The following is a 22,276-nucleotide window of genomic DNA, read 5'->3' as shown; positions in this document are numbered from 1 at the left end:
AACCATGCTCAAGTATAAATGCGAGAACGCAGGGGTATGTTATGAAGAAGTCAATGAAGCCTATACCACCCAAATTTGTTCGTGCTGTGGCTCACGCTCCAGTAGTCCGGAAGGTAGAGCAGGACTTGGAATAAGAGAATGGCAGTGTGTGGAGTGCGGTACGCTCCATGATCGGGATGTAAATTCCGCACTGAATATTCTTGCGCTCGGGCATGAGCGTCTAGCAGTAGGAATCTCCGTCCTTTAGGTCGGGGAGGATGTCAATGATTCATCACGACCTACCTATAAGCAAAACATGATAGATACTTAAAATTTTTTATCTTTGATATTTTTATTAAAATCTAATTTTCCAATCAAAATTACAAAATTATTCGTTTTTACAAATTAAATAAGAATAATTATCCTTTAGCTATCCACACAGAAAACGGTCAAAGCAGCAGAAGGAGTATTCACATGAGCCATATTCAAAAATTTGTCGCCAACAATCAACGCATGTTCAAAAAAACTTTAAGCTACTACATCATGCACATCACCGTGGCGATGGTGGTCGGTTATATAGTCACAGGCAATATTTGGATGGCCATTACCTTAAGTTTGGTCGAACCGACAGTACAAGCTGTTGCGTATTTCATTCACGAGCGGATTTGGGAAAAGAAAGCACAAACGCAAGATTCTAAAATTATCGCTTAATGGTTTTATAGATTCTGCTTGTGAATATTCCATTTCAGTTTGAGATCATCTTGGTTGCAGCCCACGATGATCTTTTTTTATCTCTGCTGTATCTCTACAAGATCATCCCGAATGCATAGTTTAAAAATAAGTAGAATTTGTTTTGATTAATTCTAATTTTTTCTAAATAATAAGCACAGTAATAAAAAATCTTTATGGATGGTGCAAATGAATCTTGCAGCCTTTGAAGCCTTTGTTAAAGTCATGGAAACAGGTTCTATTTCTTTGGCAGCAGATCAGTTATTTATTACCCAACCTGCGGTGACCAAACGTATTCACAGCCTAGAAGACTATTTTGGCGTGAAACTCTTTGAATCGGCAGGTCGTGGGGTGCAAGCCACGCATGCAGCACACTCACTATTGCCCAAAGTCAAAAACTGGCTGAATGAACTGGGCGATATTCACCACACCCTCAGTCATGAGCAAGGACAGGTTCAAGGCAAACTGAAAATTGGTACCAGTCATCATATTGGTTTACACCATTTACCCAATCATTTGCGTGAATATGTGCAAGAATTTCCCAACGTCACGCTAGATGTGCATTTTGTCGATTCTGAACAGGCACATGAACAAGTTTTGGCGGGCGATTTAGAACTGGCTTTTCTGACCTTACCGCCTAAATTAGATGAACGTCTGTCTTATGTCACCATTTGGAATGATCCATTGGTGTTTGTGGTCGCATCTTTTCATCCGCTTGCACATCAGAAAAACCTGCAATTGACCGATTTACTCGCCTACCCAAGTTTGTTGCCTGCCGCGCAAACTTATACCAGTCAAATCACTTTGGCAGAATTTGAAAAGCAAGGCGTCAAACCCAAAGTTACCATGAGCAACAATCCGTTAGAATCAATTCGGATGTTAGTGTCAATTGGTTTGGGATGGTCTGTTTTACCTAAAACGTTGGTCAATCAGGACTTACAACAGTTAGATATTGACTTAGAAATGAACCGTCAATTGGGCATGGTATGGCATCCGGGACGGACGCAATCGCGCGCTGTTTTAGAATTGATTGAGATGATGAAACACTAAAAGATTAATGGTTTCTTTTGAATGAAAACACCCTCAAACACGATTGTATTGAGGGTATTTTTTATTGGCTTAATTTAGGCGCAAGTGAAATCTTAACGACTCACCGAATCTTCATGCAAAGATTCATTCAATTGGTCTACCACAATGGCCCATGAACCATCCGATTTCATTTTTTCGACGATAAACTGACGCTGTGCTTCCGTCCAAAATTCTGCCTCGGCAATTGTTGTTTCTGCATTCAATTGATGCGTTTCAATAAATTGCTGAATCGCAGCTTCACTGGCATCCAAACCCAGTTGTTCAAATAAATGTGTCATTCTTGGGCGTACACCACTCATTTTTTCACTCCTGATCATTTTTAATTCTTGTCTTACCTTAGCATGCCTATTCTAAAAATGAATGACATAATCCAACATTGCAATAAATAAAAACAAAAAACAAATCAATAAGCTAGTAAAAGCCAAAGTAGCAACACCTCAAAAAAATTCAGACTTAAATTGACCAGTCCTGCACATCCCAACCTTGCTCTTCAGCCAAAGCCTGTAAACGTGCATCAGGATTTACAGCAATGGCGTGATCTGCATATTCCAACAAGAAACGATCATTAATCGAGTCTGAATATGCCCAAGATTCTGTCACTTCACGCCCTGCAAGCCATTGCTCCAAACGCACCAACTTGCCTTGTTGATAACACGCAGTATTAATGACTTTGCCTGTATATTTACCATCGACCACTTCGGCATTGGTGGCAATAATTTCACTAATACCAAACTCACGGAAAATAGGTGCAGTAATAAAGTCAGATGTTGCTGTAATCCCCACCAATTCATGCCCTAATTCTTGATGACGCTGAATAGCTTTAAACCCTTCAGGGCGCATTTGTGGACGAATCACCTTTTGCATAAATAATTCATGCAAATCTGTGAGGTACTGATTGTCGTGCTGGGTTAAAAACTCAAATACAAATTCGTTATATGCAATTGGGTCGAGTTGCCCTGCTTTGTAGTCTTCATAAAACTTGTCGTTCATGGCGCGATGGCGAACAGGATCAACCAAGCCTTCACTTACCAAAAACTCACCCCAAGAATGATCTGAATCAGTATTTAACAAGGTGTGATCGAGATCAAATAGCGCCAATTTCATGAAAATACTCGTAAAAACTGAAATTTAAGAAAAAAATTGTAAATCTATCTCCGCTAGTCGATAGAAATTCGTTAAGATCATAGCAATTTTAACATTATTTACACTTTGCGTTTTCGAGTTGGAGAAAAGAAATCATCATCCCCGAGTGCAAAGTCATAAATTAAACAATATTTAGGTAGCCAAATGATCGACTCAGAAGGTTTCCGACCCAATGTCGGGATCATTTTGGCAAACGAGTTTGGACAAGTTTTATGGGCAAAACGCATTGGTCACAATGCATGGCAATTTCCGCAAGGAGGTATCCAATATGGAGAAACCCCTGAACAGGCACTTTATCGTGAGCTGAGAGAAGAAGTTGGCTTACTGCCCGAACACGTCCAAGTTATCGCGCAAACTAAGGGTTGGCTGCGTTATCGTTTGCCACATCGGTATATACGCACGGATTCAGATCCCGTATGTATTGGTCAAAAACAGAAGTGGTTTTTATTGCAACTGACAGCGTCAGCGCATCATATTCGGCTGAATTTGTCAGACCCACCCGAATTTGATCAATGGCAATGGGTCAGTTACTGGTATCCGCTTGGTCAGGTCGTCAATTTTAAACGTGACGTCTACCGTAAAGCGATGGTGGAATTGTGCAATCAATTGCCCCTGAAAAAACCTTAAAATTTGCATGAAGATGTAGATTTTTTAGCTTATTGTTATAGGGTCATCTGTGGTGTAAAACTGACCTCAAATCATTGATTGGAATATGGAGTAGCGCGTATGTCGAACATGCAACTGGATACCCTTAGACGCATTGTACAAGAAATCAATGCGTCCACCAGTTTGCATGAATCACTCGATATTATGGTCAATCAGGTCGCAGAAGCCATGCATGTGGATGTCTGCTCTATTTACCTGCTCGATGAACGCAATCAACGCTATTTGCTCATGGCATCAAAGGGTTTAAATCCTGAGGCTGTGGGGCATGTGTCTCTACATACCAGTGAAGGTTTGGTCGGTTTAGTCGGACAACGTGAAGAAATTGTCAACCTAGACGACGCACCTAAACACGAACGCTTCATGTATTTGGCCGAAACAGGCGAGGAAATTTATAATTCTTTCCTTGGCGTGCCTGTCATGTATCGCCGTAAAGTTATGGGCGTTCTTGTGGTGCAAAACAAGGACAAACAAGACTTTTCTGAAGCCGCAGAATCCTTTTTAGTCACACTTTGTGCTCAGCTTTCAGGTGTCATTGCGCATGCGCATGCCGTGGGCAACATTGATGTGTTCCGCAAACCCAACAACCTGCCTGCCTACAAAACCTTTCAGGGCGTATCAGGTTCGGGCGGGATTGCACTGGGTCGTGCGGTAATTCTGTATCCACCTGCAGATTTGGCGGCTGTACCTGATCGTGAAGCTGAAGACATTAGTGAAGAGTTAGAATTACTAGACAACGCACTAGATGCAGTGCGTCAAGAAATTCAGGCACTAGATGACAAAATGCAGGATGCCTTAATGGCAGAAGAACGCGCTTTATTCAGTGTGTTCCTACGCATGCTAGATGAAAATGCCCTGCCTGCAGAAATTAAAGAACTGATTCGTGAAGGTAACTGGGCACAAGGTGCAGTGCGTATTGTAATTGACAATCACATTGCCCTATTTTCGCAAATGGAAGATGACTATTTACGCGAACGTGTTTCTGACCTGAAAGATTTAGGGCGTCGTATTCTCGCCTCTTTACAAGAAGCCGATGCCAGTCACCGTGAACTGACCGATGAAAGTATTTTAATTGGCGAAGAAATTTCCACAGCAGCTTTGGTAGAACTACCTGTCGATAAAATTGCAGCAATTGTCACCACCGAAGGCGCAATGAATTCTCACATGGTCATTGTGGCACGTGCTTTGGGTATTCCAACCGTAGTTGGCGTAACTGAATTGCCCATCAACAGCCTAGACGATGTGGAAATGATTGTAGATGCGCACCAAGGTCGGGTGTTTATCAACCCGCCACGTCGCATGCGGACACGCTATAAAGAAATTCAAAAAGAAGAAGAACAGATTGCCAAAGACCTCAAGCAATATGAAACCAAAGATGCCATTACCCCTGACGGCGTAGCGGTAAAATTGTATGTCAATACAGGCTTGATGATTGACGTGGTGCGTGGCGTACAACGCGGTGCTAAAGGTGTTGGTTTATATCGTTCTGAAATTCCATTTATGCTGCGTGACCGTTTCCCGGGCGAAGAAGAACAGCGTGCTATTTACCGCCAACAGCTCAGTCACTTTGCCAACAAACCTGTGGTGATGCGTACGCTAGATATTGGCGCAGACAAGGACTTGCCGTACTTTTCGATTGAAGAAGAAAACTCAGCCTTGGGTTGGCGCGGGATTCGCTTCACGCTAGATCATCCTGAAATTTTTTCTTCGCAAATTCGTGCCATGCTCAAAGCCAGTATTGGTTTGAATAATCTGCATATTTTGCTGCCAATGATCACCAGTGTCAGCGAGGTTGAAGAAGCCTTGTATTTGCTAGATCGTGACTTGCAAGCAGTGCAGGAAGAAGAACAGGTTAAAATCACCAAACCGAAAATTGGCATTATGGTAGAAGTACCGAGTGTGCTGCTGCAAATTGATGAATTTGCCCCGTTGGTGGATTTTTTCTCGGTAGGATCAAACGATTTAACCCAGTATTTATTGGCAGTGGATCGTAACAATCCGCGTGTGGCCAACGTCTATTCACACTTTCATCCTGCAGTACTGCGCGCCTTAACCCTCTTAGTGAAAGAATGTCATAAATATGACAAGCCTGTGAGCGTTTGTGGCGAAATGGCAGGAGATCCGCTGTCTGCGGTAATTCTGATGGCAATGGGCTTTAATACCCTGTCGATGAGTTCAAGTAATATCTTGCGGGTGCGTAAAGCAATTTGTCATGTACCGATGACCGATGCGCAACATTTATTAGATCAGGCGTTAAAAATGAATAATCCGCTGATGGTGAAAAGTCTGATGGAATATTATTTTAAAACCCATGGCTTGGGCGATATGGTGAAACTAGCGACACGTATCGTATCTCCATAAAACTTAGTTTAAGCCTCAAGCAACGCACAATTCATTCCAAAAACAACAAGGGCGATAATCATCGGAATATCGCCCTTGTTTATGTTTGCTATAGCCTCGTTTGGCATTTTTCTTGCGGTCTACAAAAACCTGACTTTTGTTGACCTCGTGCATGTGCTTGGCCACAAAGTTATGCTGAATAAGCTCAAGCTGTTTTTTCTTTGCCATTGCGCTGTTCCTTTCGGTTGATCATTGAAATGAGCAGTGTCGCTACTTTTTATAGATGGAGATGTTGAGGGAAAATTCAAGCCAATTGCTTCTGCACAACCTGACTATTCTCTCACCAATGTCCCATATTAAATTGGGAAGCCGATCATACGCTTTTTTGTACATTTTACAAGCGATTTTCACTCAATAGCGGTAAGATAAAAAGAAGGGTAAATAAACTTTTTTGCCGCCGTTTTATTGGAGTTTTTCTGACGGTTAATTTTGAAGGCTATTTTAAAGAATACTCAGCGGCTTTACCCATACAATTATAGCATGAAATTCTAAAAAATTTTATTACTTTGCAAAGACTTAGTAGTTATAAAATCCGCTAGAAAAACTGCAATGATTGGCTAATATGAATATAGAAGATCAGTTTAACAAGACCATTAAAAACAGGAGTCAAATTCATGATTTATGAAGTTTCTGGAGATATTTTACTGAGCGAAGCACGTGCGATTGCTCACGGTGTTGCCCCTAACGATAACTTTGCCACAGGTTTGGCTTTAAGTCTGCGTGAGCACTGGCCTGCGCTATATAAAGACTTCCGCAACTATTGTCATATTTACCATCCTAAAGCGGGTGAGCAATGGACTTGGGTCAATGCCGAAGGTCAACGCATCGTCAACCTGATGACTCAGGAAGCGGCTTATGACAACGGTTCAAAACCAGGTAAAGCATCGACAGAATACGTCAACCGCACTTTGAAAAACTTAAAACAGTTGATTGAAGAAGAGAAAATTGAAAGCTTGGCATTACCGCGTCTTGCAACAGGTGTAGGCGGTTTAGATTGGGAAGATGTACGTCCACTCATCTACAAACACTTAGAAGATTTGGATATTCCTATTTACATCTACACCCTCTATCAAAAAGGTGTGAAAGCTGAAGAGCCTGCGAAATAAGACTTCTGCTATGTTAAATACTTTATGGTCATGTAGTTGTTAAAACACAACTGCATGACACGGTTCAAATGCCCTCTTTATTGGAGGGTATTTTTATGTTGAGTCGACTTAAATACACCAACAATTACAACATATACTGACGGTACACTGCCGCCACCAAAATTCCTGCTGCAATTGCCCACAGTGGCTTTTTAAACATTAACATCAATACAGCCGTACAGAGCAATGCCCACCGTGCTGCAGTATCTCCCGTAACGGCAATTGGGGTTAATACCGCAACCAGCACTGAAGCAGACATGGCATAAATAAAACGCTGGACCGACTCGGTAATGGGAACATACTGCATAATCATCACCCCACCCCAACGGGTAATAAGTGTCACAATTGCCATAACCAGTACAATTAGCACTGGATGACTCAGGTTCAACATGTGGTTCATGCGCGTTGCTCCTTCCAATATAAGCCAGCAAAGCCACCCATTAATGCACCGACAACCACATGACTATTTTCAGGTAAATACCAATATGCCAACAGGGAACTGATCGCTGCAACTGTCCAAATCCATACAACTCTTAAATTTTTCTGTCCACCCAGTACCATGCTCAGTAAGAAACACGCCATGACCATATCTAAGCCAAACAAGGCAGGTTGCGCAATTAAATTCCCCAAATACAGCCCTAAGCCTGTTCCAATTAACCAAAACAGCCACAAGGCAATTCCGCCGCCAAACAACAAACCTAAACCGGATTGCCCACGTTGAAAAGCATGTAAAGCCATGGCCCAATTGGCATCTGAAATAAACAATAAGCTAAGATAACGCTGACCTGTGGGTAATTTTTCTAACCACGGATATAAAGATGCCCCCATCAAAATATGACGGGCATTAATAAAAAATACGCTAATGACTAAAGGCAGCAGTGAAACCTGTTCGCCCCACAATTCTAATGCGGCAAATTGTGATGCTCCAGCAAAGACCAAGCCACTCATAAGCAAAATAGAGGATGAATCTAAGCCAACCTGAGTTGCCGCCAAACCAAATGCCGCACCAAAAATGGCGACAAAACACGAGATTGGCAACAGATGTTTAAACCCCAACCAAATTTCCAAAGGATCTAAATATTTCTGTCTTGAGGATGATTTTGAAAAATACACGGTGAAAGTGCGCTCAGTCGTAGGAATGCTGAAAATAGCAGATGCACCAAATCATATCAGATGAAAAGCACAGGGTTTTAGTGCTAAGCAGGTAAAATTTGAACAAAAATTCAAAAATCGTGCGCATTGAGCATCTTAACCTCGAGCAACAACACCGCTTAAACTATTGCTTATCTTAAACTATTGCTTATTTTCACCAAGAGAAAAACTTTCTCAAGCATTTAACGCTCACAAGTTTACCCGTGTTTCAAAACGCAGCCTGCTCTAGCGCAGGCGTGTTTAACGTTATGCTGCAAACGCCCGCTGTAAAATTTGTGCGACATCGACCTGTTCAGGTTTAAGCATCCCCACCACTTGCCCATGCAATGCACTATAACGCGACTGAATAAAACCTTCTGCCACAAAACTTGGAGCATAACGCAACAACAAAACCGCTTGTGCCAAAATCACCAAACGGCTCACCAAAGCACGTGCCATAAATTGTAAATCGTTGCTGTTCGTGGTCTGCAATAACTGCTGCAAACCATCTAATTCACTGCCCAAAATAGGATGAGTAACGGCAGTGCGAGCAAAATCCTGCAATAACACCTGAATCAGCTCAGGTTCTCGCTGCATAGCGCGTAGTACATCCAGACACATGACATTGCCTGAACCTTCCCAAATGGTATTTACAGGTGCTTCTTTGAAAATACGTGCCATGATGCTGTTATCGACATAACCATTGCCACCAAAAACTTCCATCATCTCACCTGTAAGTTCCACCGCGCGTTTGCAAATCCAGAACTTTGCAGCAGGGGTCATTAAACGCTTCCATGCCAAAGACACAGCATCATCGCTTTCATAACAATGTGCCAAATGAAAACTGAGCTGTACCGCAGCTTCAGTTTCCAAAGCCAAATCTGCCAAGACTGCCTGCATTAATGGCTGATTCGCCAAAGTCTGTCCAAATGCTTGACGTTGTCGAGTATAGGCAAGGCATTGCACCAAGGCTTGACGCAGCATGGCACTACTGCCCACAGCACAGGTTAAACGAGTGTAGTTCGCCATTTCAATAATGGTGGGAATACCGCGCCCTGCTTCGCCAATCATGATGCCCCACGCCTGCTGAAATTCGACTTCAGAACTGGAGTTACTCCGATTTCCCACTTTGTCTTTTAAACGCTGTACCTGAATATTATTTTTTCTGCCATCTTCTAACCAACTCGGTACAAAGAAACAAGCCAAACCATCTTGTTCGGTATTGGCGACCACCAAATGTGCATCACACATTGGTGCAGAGAAAAACCATTTATGACCTGTGAGCAAATAGGCTTGCCCACGCCCTGTTGCTGCGACTGGAATGGCAAGCGTTTGGTTGGCACGTACATCTGAACCACCCTGCTTTTCGGTCATGCCCATGCCCAACCAAATAGATTTCTTTTGTGAAATCGGCACATCACGCGGGTCATATTCATGCGATAACAGTTTTTCGCCCATGCTTGCCCATAATTCAGGTTCACGCTGAATGAGCGGAATGCTGCCTAAAGTCATAGAATTTGGGCATAAATTACCGCACTCAACCTGTCCTGCCAAATAAAAACGACTGGCCCAATCGACCCATTTTGCCGTAGATTGCGGTTGCTTAAATGGATGTGCATGCGTGTCAAACTTACGATTCAGCGCCATCCAGTGATGCCACGCAGGATGAAACTCCACTACATCTTTACGACGTCCACGTGCATCGAAGGCATGTAAAATAGGCGTATGCCGATTGGCTAAATCGGCATAATGATAATATTCTGCCGATGCTGCAATGTGCCCCAATTCACTCAGTCGGGTCTGATCTTGACTGCCATAACGGGTTAAAATTTCTTGTAAAACCGTATCGGTTTCAAATAAGTTATAGTCTTGTAATTCATCAAACTGATTTTGAATTTGATGGGTCATCCATGTCTGCATTGTGTCACTCCTAGATAAACGCGGTGCTATCATTGCATTCAGTATAGAGAAAAATATGCGCTCAGGTGTTCGGCTTTATTTATGAAAAATTCTGAGGTTCAAGTGCGCCGTAAGCCGCGCCAATCAAGGGCTAAACTGACTCAAGAGGCTTTACAAGAAAGTTTTGTTCGGCTTTTGCATGAACGCTCGGCAGCTGAAATTACCATTCGCGAAATTACCGATTTGGCAGGTGTCGGTTTAGGCACTTTTTATGAATACTTTGCCAAGAAAGAAGATTTACTGGCATTAACGATTCACCTGCAAGTCAAACAGCATGCAGAACGCTTAAAAAGTTATGCCCAACAGCAACTTGAGTTATCCACAGTTGTTGAAATAAACCGCTATATCGCAACAATCATTCAGTTTCAGCTTCAGCAAATTCAGGCACAACAATGGCTTTGGGCACAGACTTTTTTACTGGAACGACAAGTTTCACACATTGAAACTTACCAAAAAAGTTACAGCATGATGCTGCAAATGTGGCAACAGATATTCGCACCTGTCATACATAATGCCGAACTACAACTGCGCCTTGCTTTGAATCTGCACCGCATCAGCTATGGCTTTATTTCACAAAGTTTATTAATCAATCCGCATTTTCAAGATTGGGGCACCTTGTACACCGATATTTCACTAGCAATTCAACCGTTTTTAGTCTCTGTTTCAGATATTTAATGCTGCAAAAACTATTAGGGTCTGTTGACACTTCGTCTATGTTTACGACGACGCATATTTTTTTAGCTGATATAAGGCATGAGATAGGGAATTTAGTTATTCTAAGTGACTGACACATAACGTAATAGCAGCAAAAAATATGCTTGTCCTGAAAGGCTGTGACTAAAACTTTCTCAGATTGCGTTATGAAACTTGGCAATAGTCTCGCTATTCCCTGCGTTTCATGCCTGATCTGCTCAGTTTTAGCCTACAGCGCAAGCCATTTATGAAATGTCAACAGACCCTGATTTCCACACAAACAATAATCGAATATACCAATCATAAACAATAAATTTATCTATTTGTAAAATTATAAAAATCGTTTTACATTAAAATGGTGAGATTTGAAAAGCTTTCATCTACAAAGCCCAATCTGCATGATATTGTGGTGTTGTAGTTGATTTTTTAAACAAACAAAACGGTTCATGGCCGCTTGTTTTAGAAGCTAAATTTCTAATACAGCCCACCACATGATGATCACAATAATGGAGAACAACGATGAGCCAAGAGATAAAAAAATGCCCTGTAACGCATTTAACCACCGATGCAGGCGCACCTGTTGTAGATAACCAAAATAGTATGACTGCGGGCGCACGTGGCCCACTCCTTACTCAAGATTTATGGCTCAATGAAAAGTTGGCAAACTTTGTACGTGAAGTAATTCCTGAGCGTCGTATGCATGCCAAAGGTTCAGGTGCGTTTGGTACGTTTACGGTCACGCACGACATCAGCCAATATACCCGTGCCAAAATTTTCTCTGAAGTTGGCAAAAAAACTGAAATGTTTGCTCGTTTCTCTACCGTTGCAGGTGAGCGTGGCGCTGCCGATGCAGAACGTGACATTCGTGGTTTTGCCTTAAAATTCTATACTGAAGAAGGCAACTGGGATTTAGTCGGTAACAACACACCAGTGTTCTTTTTCCGCGACCCACGTCAATTCCCTGACCTGAATAAAGCGGTAAAGCGTGACCCACGCACCAACCTGCGTAATGCGACCAATAACTGGGATTTCTGGACTTTGCTGCCAGAAGCACTGCACCAAGTCACCATTGTGATGTCGGATCGTGGTATTCCTGTGGGTTATCGTCACATGCATGGTTTTGGTAGCCACACCTATAGTTTTATTAATGCCAATAATGAGCGTTTCTGGGTGAAATTCCACTTCCGCACTCAACAAGGCATTCAAAACCTGACCGATGCAGAAGCAGCAGAATTGATTGGTCGTGACCGTGAAAGCAGCCAGACTGACCTTTACAATGCCATTGAACGCGGTGATTTCCCGAAATGGACGCTGTTCGTGCAAATCATGCCTGAACTGGATGCAGAAAAAGTCCCTTATCACCCATTTGACCTCACCAAAGTTTGGCCGAAAGGTGATTATCCACTGATTGAAGTGGGTGAGTTTGAACTGAACCGTAACCCTGAAAACTACTTCCAAGATGTTGAACAGGCTGCCTTTGCACCAAGCAACCTTGTACCAGGAATTAGCTACTCGCCAGATCGCATGTTACAAGCGCGTTTGGTCAACTATGCCGATGCTGCACGTTACCGTGTTGGTGTGAACCATTCACAAATTCCAGTGAATGCTGCACGCTGCCCTGTGCACTCAAACCGTCGTGATGGTCAGGGTCGTATGGATGGCAACTATGGCAGCTTGCCACACTATGAGCCAAACAGCTTCCATCAATGGCAAGAGCAACCACAATACCGCGAACCACCGCTAAAAATTCGTGGCGATGCAGATTTCTGGGATTATCGTGAAGATGATAGCAACTATTTTAGCCAGCCGCGTGCCTTGTTCAATTTAATGAACCCTGAGCAAAAACAAGCACTGTTTGATAACACGGCACGTGCAATGGGTGATGCTTTAGACTTTATTAAGTATCGTCATATTCGTAACTGTTATGCATGTGACCCTGCTTATGGCGAAGGCGTTGCAGCGGCTTTAGGCATGACCGTTGCCGATGCGCAAGCAGCACGTGCCAGTGACCCTGCACTTGGTCAGCCTGGCGTACTGTAATCTTTGTAGTTAAAGATCAAGTCAGTCTGAACAGCAAGACTTTAAACACCAAAACAAAGCCCCTATTTCGATAGGGGCTTTGTGTTCTATATCTATCATTGCTACTTTTCAGTAGCGTGAAAAGTAGCGTGTCACTTTTATTTAAGGTCAAGTTTTTAAAAGATTAAACAATTAATTTCTTACCTTCACGAATACAATAAAACGGATTCATTAATTTAGATGAACGCTTCATGGCATGATGCAAGTCTGCCTCTGGTTGCTCACGCCCTTCATCGGTCAGCTCAAAAGTGCGGTAATGAATGGCCAAAGAACATTTGGAATGTAAATCTTTATGGGCCTGAAAGGCATCTTCAGGGTTCATATGCATATAACGCATCAGATTCCGTGGCTCGTAAGAACCTATAGGTAAAAGTGCCACGCGCGGTGCGCCAATGCGGGTTTGGATTTCTTTAAAGTGTGGCGAGTAACCTGTATCGCCCGCAAAGAAGCAATGATCTTGCCCATGCAAAATAGAAAAACCGCCCCATAACGCCATGTTCTGATCACGTGCGCCACGCCCTGAACCATGTTGTGCAGGGGTGTAGACAATTTTCACTTCTTTAAATAAAGCCGATTGCCACCAGTCCATTTCAATCACATGCAAATCAGGCGGCAAATACCAAGCATTGCCCAAACCTGTATAAATAGGCATGGCAAATTGATGATTCAGCCATTTTAAGGTGGCTAAATCCATGTGGTCATAATGGTTATGGCTCAAGAAGACGGCATGAATGGTCGGTAAATCTTCCAGTGCAATCCCTGCAGGACAGGCACGTTTAGGCCCTCGCCCCTGTTTCGGACTGGCATGCTCTGCCCAGACTGGATCGGTTAAAAAGTTATACGGTCCAATTTGAATCAGCACCGTTGCATGCCCCACAAACCAAACTTGCCAATCATCCAAACTGGCGTGTGGACGTAATTGTGGCAAAGCACTTGGCGCTGTAAAAAATTGCTGTGCTTCTTGTTGCGGATTGACATTCCAACTGTTCGATTTGCGTTTTAGCAACCATTTCAATAAATCAGTTTGGCTGCGCCCCTCAGGACACGCAATCGGATTAAAAAACTGCGCTCCATCATAATGATTTGAAGGCAAAAACTGCAGCTTGGGTTTACGCCAAGTATGCGACCAACAGGCTTCCGTTGGCAGTTGAAAATGCTTTTGTTCCACGTTGTTCATGTAAGCCCAATAATATATAGCGCATCTACCATGATGCTTTTTATCCTGATCTGTTCAGAAAAAAACACAGCTTTGGTTCATGTGTTGACTCTATCACGCATAGTAGCGAAATCAAGCAGGCAATTTCCTTTATGTTTTTGTTGTTTTGAGAAAAAAGTCGTATCGACAGCGGGTTAATGATCGGAAATTTACACCTCAGATAAACGAGGCTTTAGAAAAACCTAAACACGGGTATAGCAATGCGGGCTTAGCGTTTAGCAAAATATTGTTCGCGCCATTCTTTCCAGAAATACATCACAATCCCGAACATCACCACGGCAATGCCAATAAACGCATTCATGCTGATGTGTTCATTATTTAAGGTCGCACCTAAAATTAACGCGATGATGGGAGTCATCACATTACTTAAAGATACGGTTGAGGCATTTAAACGACGAATCAGCCAGAAATAACACAGCATGGCGACAATAGACGACATGATCATGGTAAATACAAAACCAATCATGGCTTGGCTGCTTGGCATTTGAGTCGGGAAATGCGACCAAATAAAGGGAATTAATAACAATGACCCTGCCGATGATACCAATAAAGAACCTGTGGCTTGTGACATCGGCTTTAAAGGAGCATTGATTTGTTTGACCCAAAAAATTGAGCTGATATAGGACAGCATACTGATAAACATCAACACCACGCCCCATGGATTCACTTTGCTGTCGGCAGAGTCTGCAAAGACAAAGCTGAGTCCTGCAATCGCAATTGCCATCCCTGTCCACTGTAAGGCAATCAATTTTTGCGTTCGTAAAATCACATGACCAATCAAGCCTGCGATTAAAGGAGAAAAACCAAAAATCAGTGCCATTAAGCCTGAAGTTAAATAATTGGCGGCCAAGTAAATAAATAGCTGTGCACCAATTAAATTCAGACTACCCGCCAAATAGCTTTTCATTGAGGTGTGATCAAAAGGCAGTGGATCGCGCATGAGTTTAAGCACGCACAGCGCAATCACGGAAGCCCCAAAGTAGCGGATAATCAAAACCCACATTGGATGAATTTCCTGCACACTCCAGACAATCGCCAATGGCGTGGTCGCCCAGATTAATACCAATAAGGCATAAATACTGGCGGTTACCACAACAGGAGATGTATTCGTATTCATCACTTGCTCAACATAAAATGGACACTTTTCTTCGGCAGATAAAAAACAGACCCAAGTTGCCTCAGGTCTGTTTTTCATCAGTTCAAGCTTACTTCACCAATTTGCGAAGGTCTTGGCTCACATCTAAATATTTGTCTGCTTCAAAAGCAGCTTGTTTAGCAATCAGCTTTTTCAAGTGACGCATATCTTTGGCTGAGTTGACGGTAATTCCGCCGACAATCACGCCATCGGTCACACCAAACAATACGAATGAAGACTCACTGCGGTTGGCAGCATCCATCTCACCACGCACATGCCATTCTGCTGCTGACATATCTCCTACAAACTGGTAGTTAATGTCGAGCTGATCAGTCCAGAACCAAGCAGGATTGGCTACAGGATGTTCCACGCCCATCACATGACGCGCGAAGATACCTGCTTGCAGGTTGGCATTTTCCCAAGTTTCTACACGACGATGGTTGCCACATTCACGCAGTTGTGATGCGACATCACCCGCGGCATAAATATCTGGGTTTGAAGTTTGACAGTTTTCATTCACATGCACCGCAAAGTCTGCATCTAAGCCTGCTTCAACTGCCAGTTGTGCGTTTGGAATAATGCCAATACCGTAAATCACCGCATCGGCACGTAGTTCTTCGCCACCATCTAAGGTCACGACAATTTCTTCACCATCCAACTTGCAGTCTGCAATTTGCGTAGACAGACGTACATCAACTCCTGCCAATAACTGCTGTTGCAGTAAAAACTCACTCAAGATGAGTGGTGATGAACGTCCCATCACCATTGGCCCCATTTCAATGACAGTTACCTGACAGTCTTTAAAGCGTGCAGAAGATGCCAACTCTAAACCAATCACACCACCACCAATTAAGATGATGCGACGACCTGCTTGCAGTACAGGTACCAAGGCTTGTGAATCTTCAAGATTACGCAACGTGTAAACGTGTTTACCTAAGGCATCAAAATTTGGCAAACGACGTGCAGCACCACCCGTTGCAAGAAGCAACTTGTCGTAGGCAATGACCTCACCATTTTGCAATTCAACCGTATGCGCTTCGGCATTGATTTTACTCACGCCATTGCCACGAATTGTGGTCACACCTAACTCTGCCAGTTTTTCTTCCGACAGAATTTCGATTTTGGTTTCTTCAGGACGCAAAATCACATCTTTAGACAGCGGTGGACGCTCATAAGGCAAATGTGTTTCATCTCCAATTAAGATGATGTTGCCTGCATATTGATTGCCGCGCAGCTCAAGAATGGCACTCGCCCCTGCCTGACCTGCCCCCACAATCACAATTGTTTCTACACTCATGGGCTTAACCTTTTAACTCGGCAGATACGATGCCAAAGCCCGCAATCCACTCACTAATATCTTCATAGCAATGCGTGGTCATTTCATACGCACCCAGTTCATCTAACGCAGCAAAAGCAGCCATCCACGAACGGACTTCCTGACCACCACGACCACCATCTCGACGAATTTCAGCTTCGGTCATGGCTTCCATAGCTGCAAAGTCTGCCTGTTTGAATTTTTCAAGCAAGGCAATATCCCACTCAGGGCTTAACGGTACAGCCACAGAAGTATCGCCTGCAGCAAGTTTCTGACCGACTGCAATCACTTTAGCCTGACGTGCATGACGTGCTTCAGGGCTCGGATTACGACCTGCAATTAAAAACTCTTCAACTTCAGGCGGTACTGAACCCATTTGCGGTGTTGGTGGATCGTGCGACAAACCACCTGTACCTAAAACAAGAACACGTTCATTTTCAAGATTCAACGACTTGATAAATTGACCCACAGCACGCCCCAAAGCAATGGTACGCTTGGTGGTTGGCATCGGCGCTGCAGCGCCATTAATAAACACGGGAATGGTTGGATAACGATCTAGCTGCCCTTCACACAAAAAGTGTAATGGCTGAGTCACCCCATGGTCGGCCTGCATGCGATACGAGTATGCAACATCTACACCTTCATCCAACACACGGCGCACCATTGCCAAGGCTTTGTCTTCAGGCACATCAATACGGTTGTTGTCTTTGCCGTAGTCCCAGTCACCCGCAGCCGTAGCACGAATACCGACACAGAAACTTGGCATCAAATCATAAAAGAAACCGTTGAAATGGTCTGGCCCAAAGGTAATGATCAGGGTTGGATCGTATGCTTTGACTTCGGCAGAAAGTTGCTCAAAGGCAGCACGAACTTTTTGTTCTTTAGATTGATCTTGCGGTGTTGCAAATTCCATTAAAGGACTGTGCGATGCACAAATGAGTTTAACGGCCATAAAAGACTCCTAAATAAGGAAGGCAGCCCAGAGAAAGGCTGCCGATTCGTCTATTGAATTTAGACTCAATTTTATTCGTCAAAAAAACCTGCACGTGGTTGACGCAAACCACGAATACCCAAACCACATTCTGCATTGATCAGAACGCCAGTCAGCGCACGGTTATTTTGACGCGATGCCAAGAGCACATACGAACCAGTCATGTCTTCTGGCTCAGGCAAGAAATTCAGCGGCATACCGCGTGCAATTTTTTCAGGATCACGTGCATCGAGTAAGCCTAGGTTTTCCTGACCTAAAGATGCTGCGCCCTTAATATTGACATTCATCGCTGAAGGCGCAACAGCATTGACACGTACTTTAGGTGCCAATTCATAAGCCAACTCTTTCATGATGCCAACACCTGCATGTTTAGATGCAGTGTAAACAGGACCACCGCCTGAAGAATACAGCGCAGAATTGGATAAGGTTAAGATGATAGAACCTTCAGATTTCACCAACTCATCCAGTGCTGCTTTTGCCCCCAAGATTAACGCCTTGGTATTGATGCCCATGATTTCATCAAAGGCTTTTTCAAGCTGCTCACCAGAAGTATTGACGATATCTGCGTAGTGATCCCAAATCCCTGCATTGCCAATAAAGCAATCTAGCTTTCCAAAACGCTCCACAGTGGCCTGCACAGCACGGACATTGTCTGCATAGTTGGCAACATCACCAGCGACTGCCACAATTTGATCACCAAAACGCTCTTTTAAGGCATCAACTTTAGATTGTGAGCGCTGTAACACGCCCACATGCGCACCTTCTTCAAGAAAGCGCTCGACCAAAGCCCAACCTAAACCAGAACCGCCACCTGTAATCAGTGCCACTTCGCCTTTTAGCCAACCCATGCTTACTCTCCTGCCATTTCTACATATAACGCGCCGTCTTCAACCACCACAGGGAAAGTTTGAATCGGGTCGGTGGCTGGCAAGCATAATGCTTGACCAGTCTTTAAACAGAAACGTGCAGAATGCAGTGGGCATTCAACTGTGCCATCATCTTCAAGATAACCTTCAGACATTGAGGCATTGCCGTGTGAACAACGGTCATTCATGGCAAAGAACTCACCACCGTTGTTGAATACTGCCAGTGCCTCGATACCGTTCACACCGCAGTCCACTTTTAACGCTTCGCCTTCGTCTAATTCGTCAACTTGGCAAACAAAGATTTTATTCATTAGAAGAATACACTCAGGTTGTGTGAGTTATAGGTTACTTGGTCAAGCACAATCTTACGGTTGAATATCTGGAAGCCTAAGCCACCTTCAACACGACGGATTTTGTCATGGCGCTTACCACAGTAAATAGTCACGTCTTTCTCTTTTTGAGTACGGTACAACAAGTAAGTCACGTGTACGTCGTATTCGCCTGCTACCTCTGTCGCTTCAACAATCACGTTGCTGACCATGTGCGTTGTACGTGACGGAGGTTCTTCAGCCCACGCCATACCAGTTTCCAGACGTGCAACACGGCGCTCAAGCAAGTGTTTGTTGTCGTTGAACACCCACGTTGTTGGCGGTTCAACTGAACGACGACGGTCACGAGTTTGTGCATTTGGTGTAGTACGCAAGGTATAAGAAATGTCTTCTGCCATGAGGTCTAACCACTCACGGAATTTCCAGTCGTCCAGCAATTTTGCTTCGCGATACAAGAATTGGCTTACTTCATGTTGAAGTTCTAAACTGATTTGACTCATTTCATTAGCTCCTTCTCGTATTCGTCGGCTGCTTTTTCAACATCTTCCCACTTTTCATGGATCAGCAAGTCTGCCCAACGGCGGTACATACCACGTGCTGCAGTTTCAGAGAAAATGTAGTTGGTGATTCCTGGAATACCATCTTCACGTACTTTTTCGTTACCTTTACCCATTTCTACAATGAGCTTGTTTTGACGTGCTTTATAGCCGCGCAATACTTTTTGAATTTCAATCCAGTTCTCAGAGTCATCTTGCTCTAAGAAACCTGCAGGACCGAAGGCACGTGTTGCAGAGCGCTCAAATGCTTCTTTCACGTCTTGAGGTGCTTCAGCATCGGCAATACAGAATGCCCATACTTCAGTTTTATTTGGACCACGTGGATGCCATACGCGCAGTGTTGCAGTACCGTTCAACCAAGACAGTGTTGGGAACATGGTGTTGTGACCTGCAAGACGTAAAGCACGTACTTCGCCTAAACGCTCTTTCACTTCTTCGTAAGTTTCGCGGAAGTAATTGGCAACTTCACCATCAACCCATACGTTTGCATCTGGTTTTTCTGTAAAGAAGAAACCTGAACCGTGACCACGTGAACCATACTGAATTGCATCTTTGGCAGTTTCCCAAACAGGACGAGCTGTTTGCGCTGCACCTAATTGTTTGCTGCTGTCATCATCTGGTTTTGCACCAAGTACCTGAATGGCAGAGGCGTGTGAGAACAAAGCGTGATATTGGTCAGAAGCAAACTGTTCTGCAGCAAATTTCCAGTTACAGTCAATTTCCCACTTGTGTACGCCACCAATAATTTCAGTACCACCCGGACGACGGTCAATCACGCCATCTAAGTACCAAGCGATGTCGCCCATATATTCTTCTAGGTCTGGAGTGGTTTCATCCCAGCAACCAAAGATCAAGCCTTTGTAAGACTTCACGCGGTTGACTTCCACCAAGCCCCATTGCTCTTTACAAGCACCTTGTGGATACGCACGTTCTTCTAAAGGAATATCTTTGAGTGAACCATCAATACCGTAAGACCAACCATGATATGGGCAAGTAAATGCACGGGTATTACCACAGTCTGCAAAGCTCACACGCATAGAACGGTGACGGCACTGGTTTAAAAATGCTTTGATTGAACCGTCTTTTTGACGTGCCACAATAATTGGATCTTCACCCATGTAGGTGTTGAAGAAGTCGCCAGCTTTAGGAATTTGGCTTTCATGACACAGGAACAACCACGTACGGCCGAACACACGTTCAAGTTCTAATTCGTAGATATCTGGATCTGTATAAATAGATGGAGTGATACGTCCATTTTGTGCATCGACCAAAGCGTCGATTTCGCGCACATCAATTTTTCCACTCATGAAAAGCTCTCCTGTGACCAACAACGGCACAAAGTAAATAGACTCAACTTTTGATGGATAATGGTTTTTTAGGGACGTTTAGTGAAATATTTTTTTTGTTTCAATTAATAGTTTTTATAGATTAATCCAACATTATATTTTGCATTTAAATCGTTGCATAATGATGAAACCCTATTTACTTCGCGAATGACACAATAATTCTCACCGAATAGTTGTTTATAGATCATTCTTTTATTAATCTATAATTAGACATATTTTGAATTAATCTTTGGAATGGTTGTATGGAATTACGTCACCTTCGCTACTTCATTACCGTTGCTGAAGAACTCAACTTCAGTAAAGCCGCACTTAAACTTTATACGGCTCAACCTTCGCTGAGTCAGCAAATTAAAGATTTAGAAGAAGATGTCGGCGTTAAGCTACTCAACCGTACCAAACGTAAAGTCGAGCTAACCGAAGAAGGTGCTGTATTTTTAGAACAGGCGCGTCTGACTTTGGCGCAAGCCGACAAAGCGGTTGCCATGGCACGTCAGGTGTCACAAGCCAAACAGAAAATGCTGCGTATTGGCTTTGTTCCTGTGGCAGAAATGAAAATTTTCCCTTTTGTACTGCCTAATTTACGAGTACAAAACCCAGAATTAAAAATTGAATTGCTAAGTTTGAACAACACTGAGCAAATGAAAATGATTAAAAAAGGTGAACTCGATATCACCTTTACCCGCCACAATATCAACAGTGATGAAATTGAGAGCCAGTTTGTACTGCGTGAACCGTTAATTTTTATTTTGCCCAAAGATCATCCGTTAGCAAAATACGAACGCATTCCTGTCAAAGCATTGAATGGTATTGATTTTATTATTCCTTCGGCAGAAGCTTCGTATAATCTGCATCACCTGATTGTCGATTTTGCCAAACAGCACAACATTGAACTAAACATTGTGCAAAAAGCTGACAACATTTTATTTAATATCAACTCGATTGGTATGGGCTTGGGTTGCACCATTTTACCGGGCTATGTTGCTCCGCTAACCATGGAAAATACCGTCATCCGTCCACTTGATGTAGAACTTCCACATTTAGATTTATACGTCAGCTACGGCAAAAACAGCCATTCCGCTGCGGTACAGAAATTTATGGAACTGCTCACACGTGTGTTCTATTTGGACATCAACCGCGAACAATAATTCTAAAACCACTCGCGTTTTTCAACCTTTCAAAAGTGCTTGCTGCTTGATGTAGTAAGCACTTTTTTGTGCATCCTAAATGCTAAAACAAAGCTTTAGACTTAAGTCTAAACTTATTTTTTTAATCTTTTTCTGAACTACTGCTCATTCTTACACTCAAACATTCGCATTTTTGCAGTCTGCTTTTTCCTCGCTTCGCTACCACATTTCCTGCAAATTACAACTTAAGTCTAATAAGTTAAAATAGGCACCCCATCGCTATTTTCTAAAATTAAGCCGATGATAACAGGCAGTAAGAGGTGGTCCCACATGTTTGAACAACTAAAAGCGTATTTATAAGTGATATTCCGCTCTAGTTAAGCCACC

The 22,276-nt window shown here is 43.3% G+C and carries 23 protein-coding genes; 9 read left to right on the top strand and 14 right to left on the bottom strand.

From position 1 onward, the window contains the following. The 3 genes from CF596_RS12725 to CF596_RS12715 all read left to right on the top strand — a co-directional run. Nucleotides 1-247 (top strand): zinc ribbon domain-containing protein (locus tag CF596_RS12725; RefSeq protein ID WP_143228691.1); only part of this gene is annotated, 247 nt, incomplete at its 5' end. A gap of 206 nt (nt 248-453) precedes the next feature. Beyond that, on the top strand, nt 454-690 hold the full coding sequence (locus tag CF596_RS12720) for a DUF2061 domain-containing protein (protein ID WP_004976091.1): 237 nt from the start codon (nt 454-456) through the stop codon (nt 688-690). A 207-nt stretch (nt 691-897) separates the two neighbouring features. After that, nucleotides 898-1,758 (top strand): LysR family transcriptional regulator, encoded by an 861-nt coding sequence (locus CF596_RS12715; protein WP_004976089.1) that lies wholly within the window; start codon nt 898-900, stop codon nt 1,756-1,758. Between the two features lie 92 nt (nt 1,759-1,850). Here CF596_RS12715 and CF596_RS12710 read toward each other — a convergent pair whose 3' ends face one another. Then, the gene (locus CF596_RS12710) at nt 1,851-2,096 is read right to left on the bottom strand and encodes a DUF2789 family protein (RefSeq protein ID WP_004976087.1); all 246 of its coding nucleotides are present in this window, start codon (nt 2,094-2,096) and stop codon (nt 1,851-1,853) included. A 154-nt stretch (nt 2,097-2,250) separates the two neighbouring features. Next, entirely contained in the window at nt 2,251-2,901 is a 651-nt protein-coding gene (locus CF596_RS12705) for an HAD family hydrolase (RefSeq protein WP_070155338.1), read from the bottom strand. 183 nt (nt 2,902-3,084) lie between these two features. Between CF596_RS12705 and CF596_RS12700 the strand changes: the two genes are divergently transcribed. Together CF596_RS12700 and ptsP are read left to right on the top strand one after the other, a co-directional pair. Further along, nucleotides 3,085-3,567 (top strand): RNA pyrophosphohydrolase, encoded by a 483-nt coding sequence (locus CF596_RS12700; RefSeq protein ID WP_004976084.1) that lies wholly within the window; start codon nt 3,085-3,087, stop codon nt 3,565-3,567. 99 nt (nt 3,568-3,666) lie between these two features. Further along, on the top strand, nt 3,667-5,964 hold the full coding sequence (gene ptsP, locus CF596_RS12695) for a phosphoenolpyruvate--protein phosphotransferase (RefSeq protein ID WP_096902689.1): 2,298 nt from the start codon (nt 3,667-3,669) through the stop codon (nt 5,962-5,964). Between the two features lie 15 nt (nt 5,965-5,979). Here ptsP and CF596_RS12690 read toward each other — a convergent pair whose 3' ends face one another. Then, the gene (locus tag CF596_RS12690) at nt 5,980-6,171 is read right to left on the bottom strand and encodes a hypothetical protein (protein ID WP_096902688.1); all 192 of its coding nucleotides are present in this window, start codon (nt 6,169-6,171) and stop codon (nt 5,980-5,982) included. Nucleotides 6,172-6,617: 446 nt separating this feature from the next. Here CF596_RS12690 and CF596_RS12685 point away from each other — a divergent pair, with 446 nt between their 5' ends. Continuing rightward, complete coding sequence (locus tag CF596_RS12685; RefSeq protein WP_004976080.1) at nt 6,618-7,109, top strand: macro domain-containing protein; 492 nt, start codon at nt 6,618-6,620, stop codon at nt 7,107-7,109. 124 nt (nt 7,110-7,233) lie between these two features. Here CF596_RS12685 and CF596_RS12680 read toward each other — a convergent pair whose 3' ends face one another. The 3 genes from CF596_RS12680 to CF596_RS12670 form a co-directional block, all read right to left on the bottom strand. Then, complete coding sequence (locus tag CF596_RS12680; RefSeq protein ID WP_096902687.1) at nt 7,234-7,548, bottom strand: AzlD domain-containing protein; 315 nt, start codon at nt 7,546-7,548, stop codon at nt 7,234-7,236. Then, a complete protein-coding gene (locus CF596_RS12675) occupies nt 7,545-8,204 on the bottom strand; it encodes an AzlC family ABC transporter permease (RefSeq protein ID WP_242439163.1) in 660 nt (219 codons plus the stop codon). The genes CF596_RS12680 and CF596_RS12675 overlap by 4 nt, the downstream gene beginning before the upstream one ends. A 342-nt stretch (nt 8,205-8,546) precedes the next feature. Continuing rightward, nucleotides 8,547-10,199 (bottom strand): acyl-CoA dehydrogenase family protein, encoded by a 1,653-nt coding sequence (locus CF596_RS12670; RefSeq protein WP_096902686.1) that lies wholly within the window; start codon nt 10,197-10,199, stop codon nt 8,547-8,549. Nucleotides 10,200-10,280: 81 nt separating this feature from the next. On the opposite strand from CF596_RS12670, the gene CF596_RS12665 reads away from it, so the two are divergent. Continuing rightward, on the top strand, nt 10,281-10,913 hold the full coding sequence (locus CF596_RS12665) for a TetR/AcrR family transcriptional regulator (protein WP_026438328.1): 633 nt from the start codon (nt 10,281-10,283) through the stop codon (nt 10,911-10,913). Between the two features lie 537 nt (nt 10,914-11,450). Further along, nucleotides 11,451-12,971, top strand: coding sequence for a catalase (locus CF596_RS12660; RefSeq protein WP_096902685.1), 1,521 nt, complete (start codon nt 11,451-11,453; stop codon nt 12,969-12,971). 163 nt (nt 12,972-13,134) lie between these two features. Here the strand turns inward: CF596_RS12660 and CF596_RS12655 are convergent, their stop codons facing one another. The 8 genes from CF596_RS12655 to hcaE all read right to left on the bottom strand — a co-directional run bounded on the left by CF596_RS12655 (nt 13,135) and on the right by hcaE (nt 20,726). After that, nucleotides 13,135-14,187, bottom strand: a complete 1,053-nt coding sequence (locus CF596_RS12655) for an MBL fold metallo-hydrolase (RefSeq protein WP_096902684.1) — start codon at nt 14,185-14,187, stop codon at nt 13,135-13,137. A gap of 247 nt (nt 14,188-14,434) precedes the next feature. After that, nucleotides 14,435-15,343 carry an EamA family transporter gene (locus tag CF596_RS12650; RefSeq protein WP_096902690.1) on the bottom strand — a complete coding sequence of 303 codons (909 nt, stop codon included), beginning with the start codon at nt 15,341-15,343 and terminating at the stop codon, nt 14,435-14,437. An 88-nt stretch (nt 15,344-15,431) separates the two neighbouring features. After that, on the bottom strand, nt 15,432-16,658 hold the full coding sequence (gene hcaD / locus CF596_RS12645) for a 3-phenylpropionate/cinnamic acid dioxygenase ferredoxin--NAD(+) reductase subunit (protein ID WP_096902683.1): 1,227 nt from the start codon (nt 16,656-16,658) through the stop codon (nt 15,432-15,434). 4 nt (nt 16,659-16,662) lie between these two features. Next, on the bottom strand, nt 16,663-17,628 hold the full coding sequence (locus CF596_RS12640; protein WP_004976064.1) for a 3-carboxyethylcatechol 2,3-dioxygenase: 966 nt from the start codon (nt 17,626-17,628) through the stop codon (nt 16,663-16,665). 71 nt (nt 17,629-17,699) lie between these two features. Further along, complete coding sequence (gene hcaB, locus CF596_RS12635; protein ID WP_004976058.1) at nt 17,700-18,515, bottom strand: 3-phenylpropionate-dihydrodiol/cinnamic acid-dihydrodiol dehydrogenase; 816 nt, start codon at nt 18,513-18,515, stop codon at nt 17,700-17,702. Nucleotides 18,516-18,517: 2 nt separating this feature from the next. Beyond that, complete coding sequence (hcaC, locus tag CF596_RS12630) at nt 18,518-18,844, bottom strand: 3-phenylpropionate/cinnamic acid dioxygenase ferredoxin subunit (protein ID WP_004976057.1); 327 nt, start codon at nt 18,842-18,844, stop codon at nt 18,518-18,520. Continuing rightward, a complete protein-coding gene (gene hcaF, locus CF596_RS12625; RefSeq protein WP_004976055.1) occupies nt 18,844-19,362 on the bottom strand; it encodes a 3-phenylpropionate/cinnamic acid dioxygenase subunit beta in 519 nt (172 codons plus the stop codon). The genes hcaC and hcaF overlap by 1 nt, the downstream gene beginning before the upstream one ends. Beyond that, on the bottom strand, nt 19,359-20,726 hold the full coding sequence (hcaE, locus tag CF596_RS12620; RefSeq protein ID WP_004976053.1) for a 3-phenylpropionate/cinnamic acid dioxygenase subunit alpha: 1,368 nt from the start codon (nt 20,724-20,726) through the stop codon (nt 19,359-19,361). The genes hcaF and hcaE overlap by 4 nt, the downstream gene beginning before the upstream one ends. 281 nt (nt 20,727-21,007) lie before the next feature. Here hcaE and hcaR point away from each other — a divergent pair, with 281 nt between their 5' ends. Continuing rightward, on the top strand, nt 21,008-21,910 hold the full coding sequence (hcaR, locus tag CF596_RS12615; protein WP_004976051.1) for a DNA-binding transcriptional regulator HcaR: 903 nt from the start codon (nt 21,008-21,010) through the stop codon (nt 21,908-21,910). Nucleotides 21,911-22,276: the final 366 nt, after the last annotated feature.

It is taken from the genome of Acinetobacter sp. YT-02 (assembly GCF_002412355.1).
Taxonomy (GTDB): Bacteria; Pseudomonadota; Gammaproteobacteria; order Pseudomonadales; family Moraxellaceae; genus Acinetobacter; species Acinetobacter towneri.
The sequence above is the reverse complement of the archived record's forward strand: the minus strand, read 5'-3'. Positions and strand labels throughout refer to the sequence as shown.

Bases quoted from the DNA above. Each gene is read 5' to 3' on its own strand.
- CF596_RS12720 (WP_004976091.1), top strand. From the start codon at position 454: ATGAGCCATATTCAAAAATTTGTCGCCAACAATCAACGCATGTTCAAA.
- CF596_RS12715 (WP_004976089.1), top strand. From the start codon at position 898: ATGAATCTTGCAGCCTTTGAAGCCTTTGTTAAAGTCATGGAAACAGGT.
- CF596_RS12710 (WP_004976087.1), bottom strand. From the start codon at position 2,096: ATGAGTGGTGTACGCCCAAGAATGACACATTTATTTGAACAACTGGGT.
- CF596_RS12705 (WP_070155338.1), bottom strand. From the start codon at position 2,901: ATGAAATTGGCGCTATTTGATCTCGATCACACCTTGTTAAATACTGAT.
- CF596_RS12700 (WP_004976084.1), top strand. From the start codon at position 3,085: ATGATCGACTCAGAAGGTTTCCGACCCAATGTCGGGATCATTTTGGCA.
- ptsP (WP_096902689.1), top strand. From the start codon at position 3,667: ATGTCGAACATGCAACTGGATACCCTTAGACGCATTGTACAAGAAATC.
- CF596_RS12690 (WP_096902688.1), bottom strand. From the start codon at position 6,171: ATGGCAAAGAAAAAACAGCTTGAGCTTATTCAGCATAACTTTGTGGCC.
- CF596_RS12685 (WP_004976080.1), top strand. From the start codon at position 6,618: ATGATTTATGAAGTTTCTGGAGATATTTTACTGAGCGAAGCACGTGCG.
- CF596_RS12680 (WP_096902687.1), bottom strand. From the start codon at position 7,548: ATGAACCACATGTTGAACCTGAGTCATCCAGTGCTAATTGTACTGGTT.
- CF596_RS12670 (WP_096902686.1), bottom strand. From the start codon at position 10,199: ATGCAGACATGGATGACCCATCAAATTCAAAATCAGTTTGATGAATTA.
- CF596_RS12665 (WP_026438328.1), top strand. From the start codon at position 10,281: ATGAAAAATTCTGAGGTTCAAGTGCGCCGTAAGCCGCGCCAATCAAGG.
- CF596_RS12660 (WP_096902685.1), top strand. From the start codon at position 11,451: ATGAGCCAAGAGATAAAAAAATGCCCTGTAACGCATTTAACCACCGAT.
- CF596_RS12655 (WP_096902684.1), bottom strand. From the start codon at position 14,187: ATGAACAACGTGGAACAAAAGCATTTTCAACTGCCAACGGAAGCCTGT.
- CF596_RS12650 (WP_096902690.1), bottom strand. From the start codon at position 15,343: ATGAATACGAATACATCTCCTGTTGTGGTAACCGCCAGTATTTATGCC.
- hcaD (WP_096902683.1), bottom strand. From the start codon at position 16,658: ATGAGTGTAGAAACAATTGTGATTGTGGGGGCAGGTCAGGCAGGGGCG.
- CF596_RS12640 (WP_004976064.1), bottom strand. From the start codon at position 17,628: ATGGCCGTTAAACTCATTTGTGCATCGCACAGTCCTTTAATGGAATTT.
- hcaB (WP_004976058.1), bottom strand. From the start codon at position 18,515: ATGGGTTGGCTAAAAGGCGAAGTGGCACTGATTACAGGTGGCGGTTCT.
- hcaC (WP_004976057.1), bottom strand. From the start codon at position 18,844: ATGAATAAAATCTTTGTTTGCCAAGTTGACGAATTAGACGAAGGCGAA.
- hcaF (WP_004976055.1), bottom strand. From the start codon at position 19,362: ATGAGTCAAATCAGTTTAGAACTTCAACATGAAGTAAGCCAATTCTTG.
- hcaE (WP_004976053.1), bottom strand. From the start codon at position 20,726: ATGAGTGGAAAAATTGATGTGCGCGAAATCGACGCTTTGGTCGATGCA.
- hcaR (WP_004976051.1), top strand. From the start codon at position 21,008: ATGGAATTACGTCACCTTCGCTACTTCATTACCGTTGCTGAAGAACTC.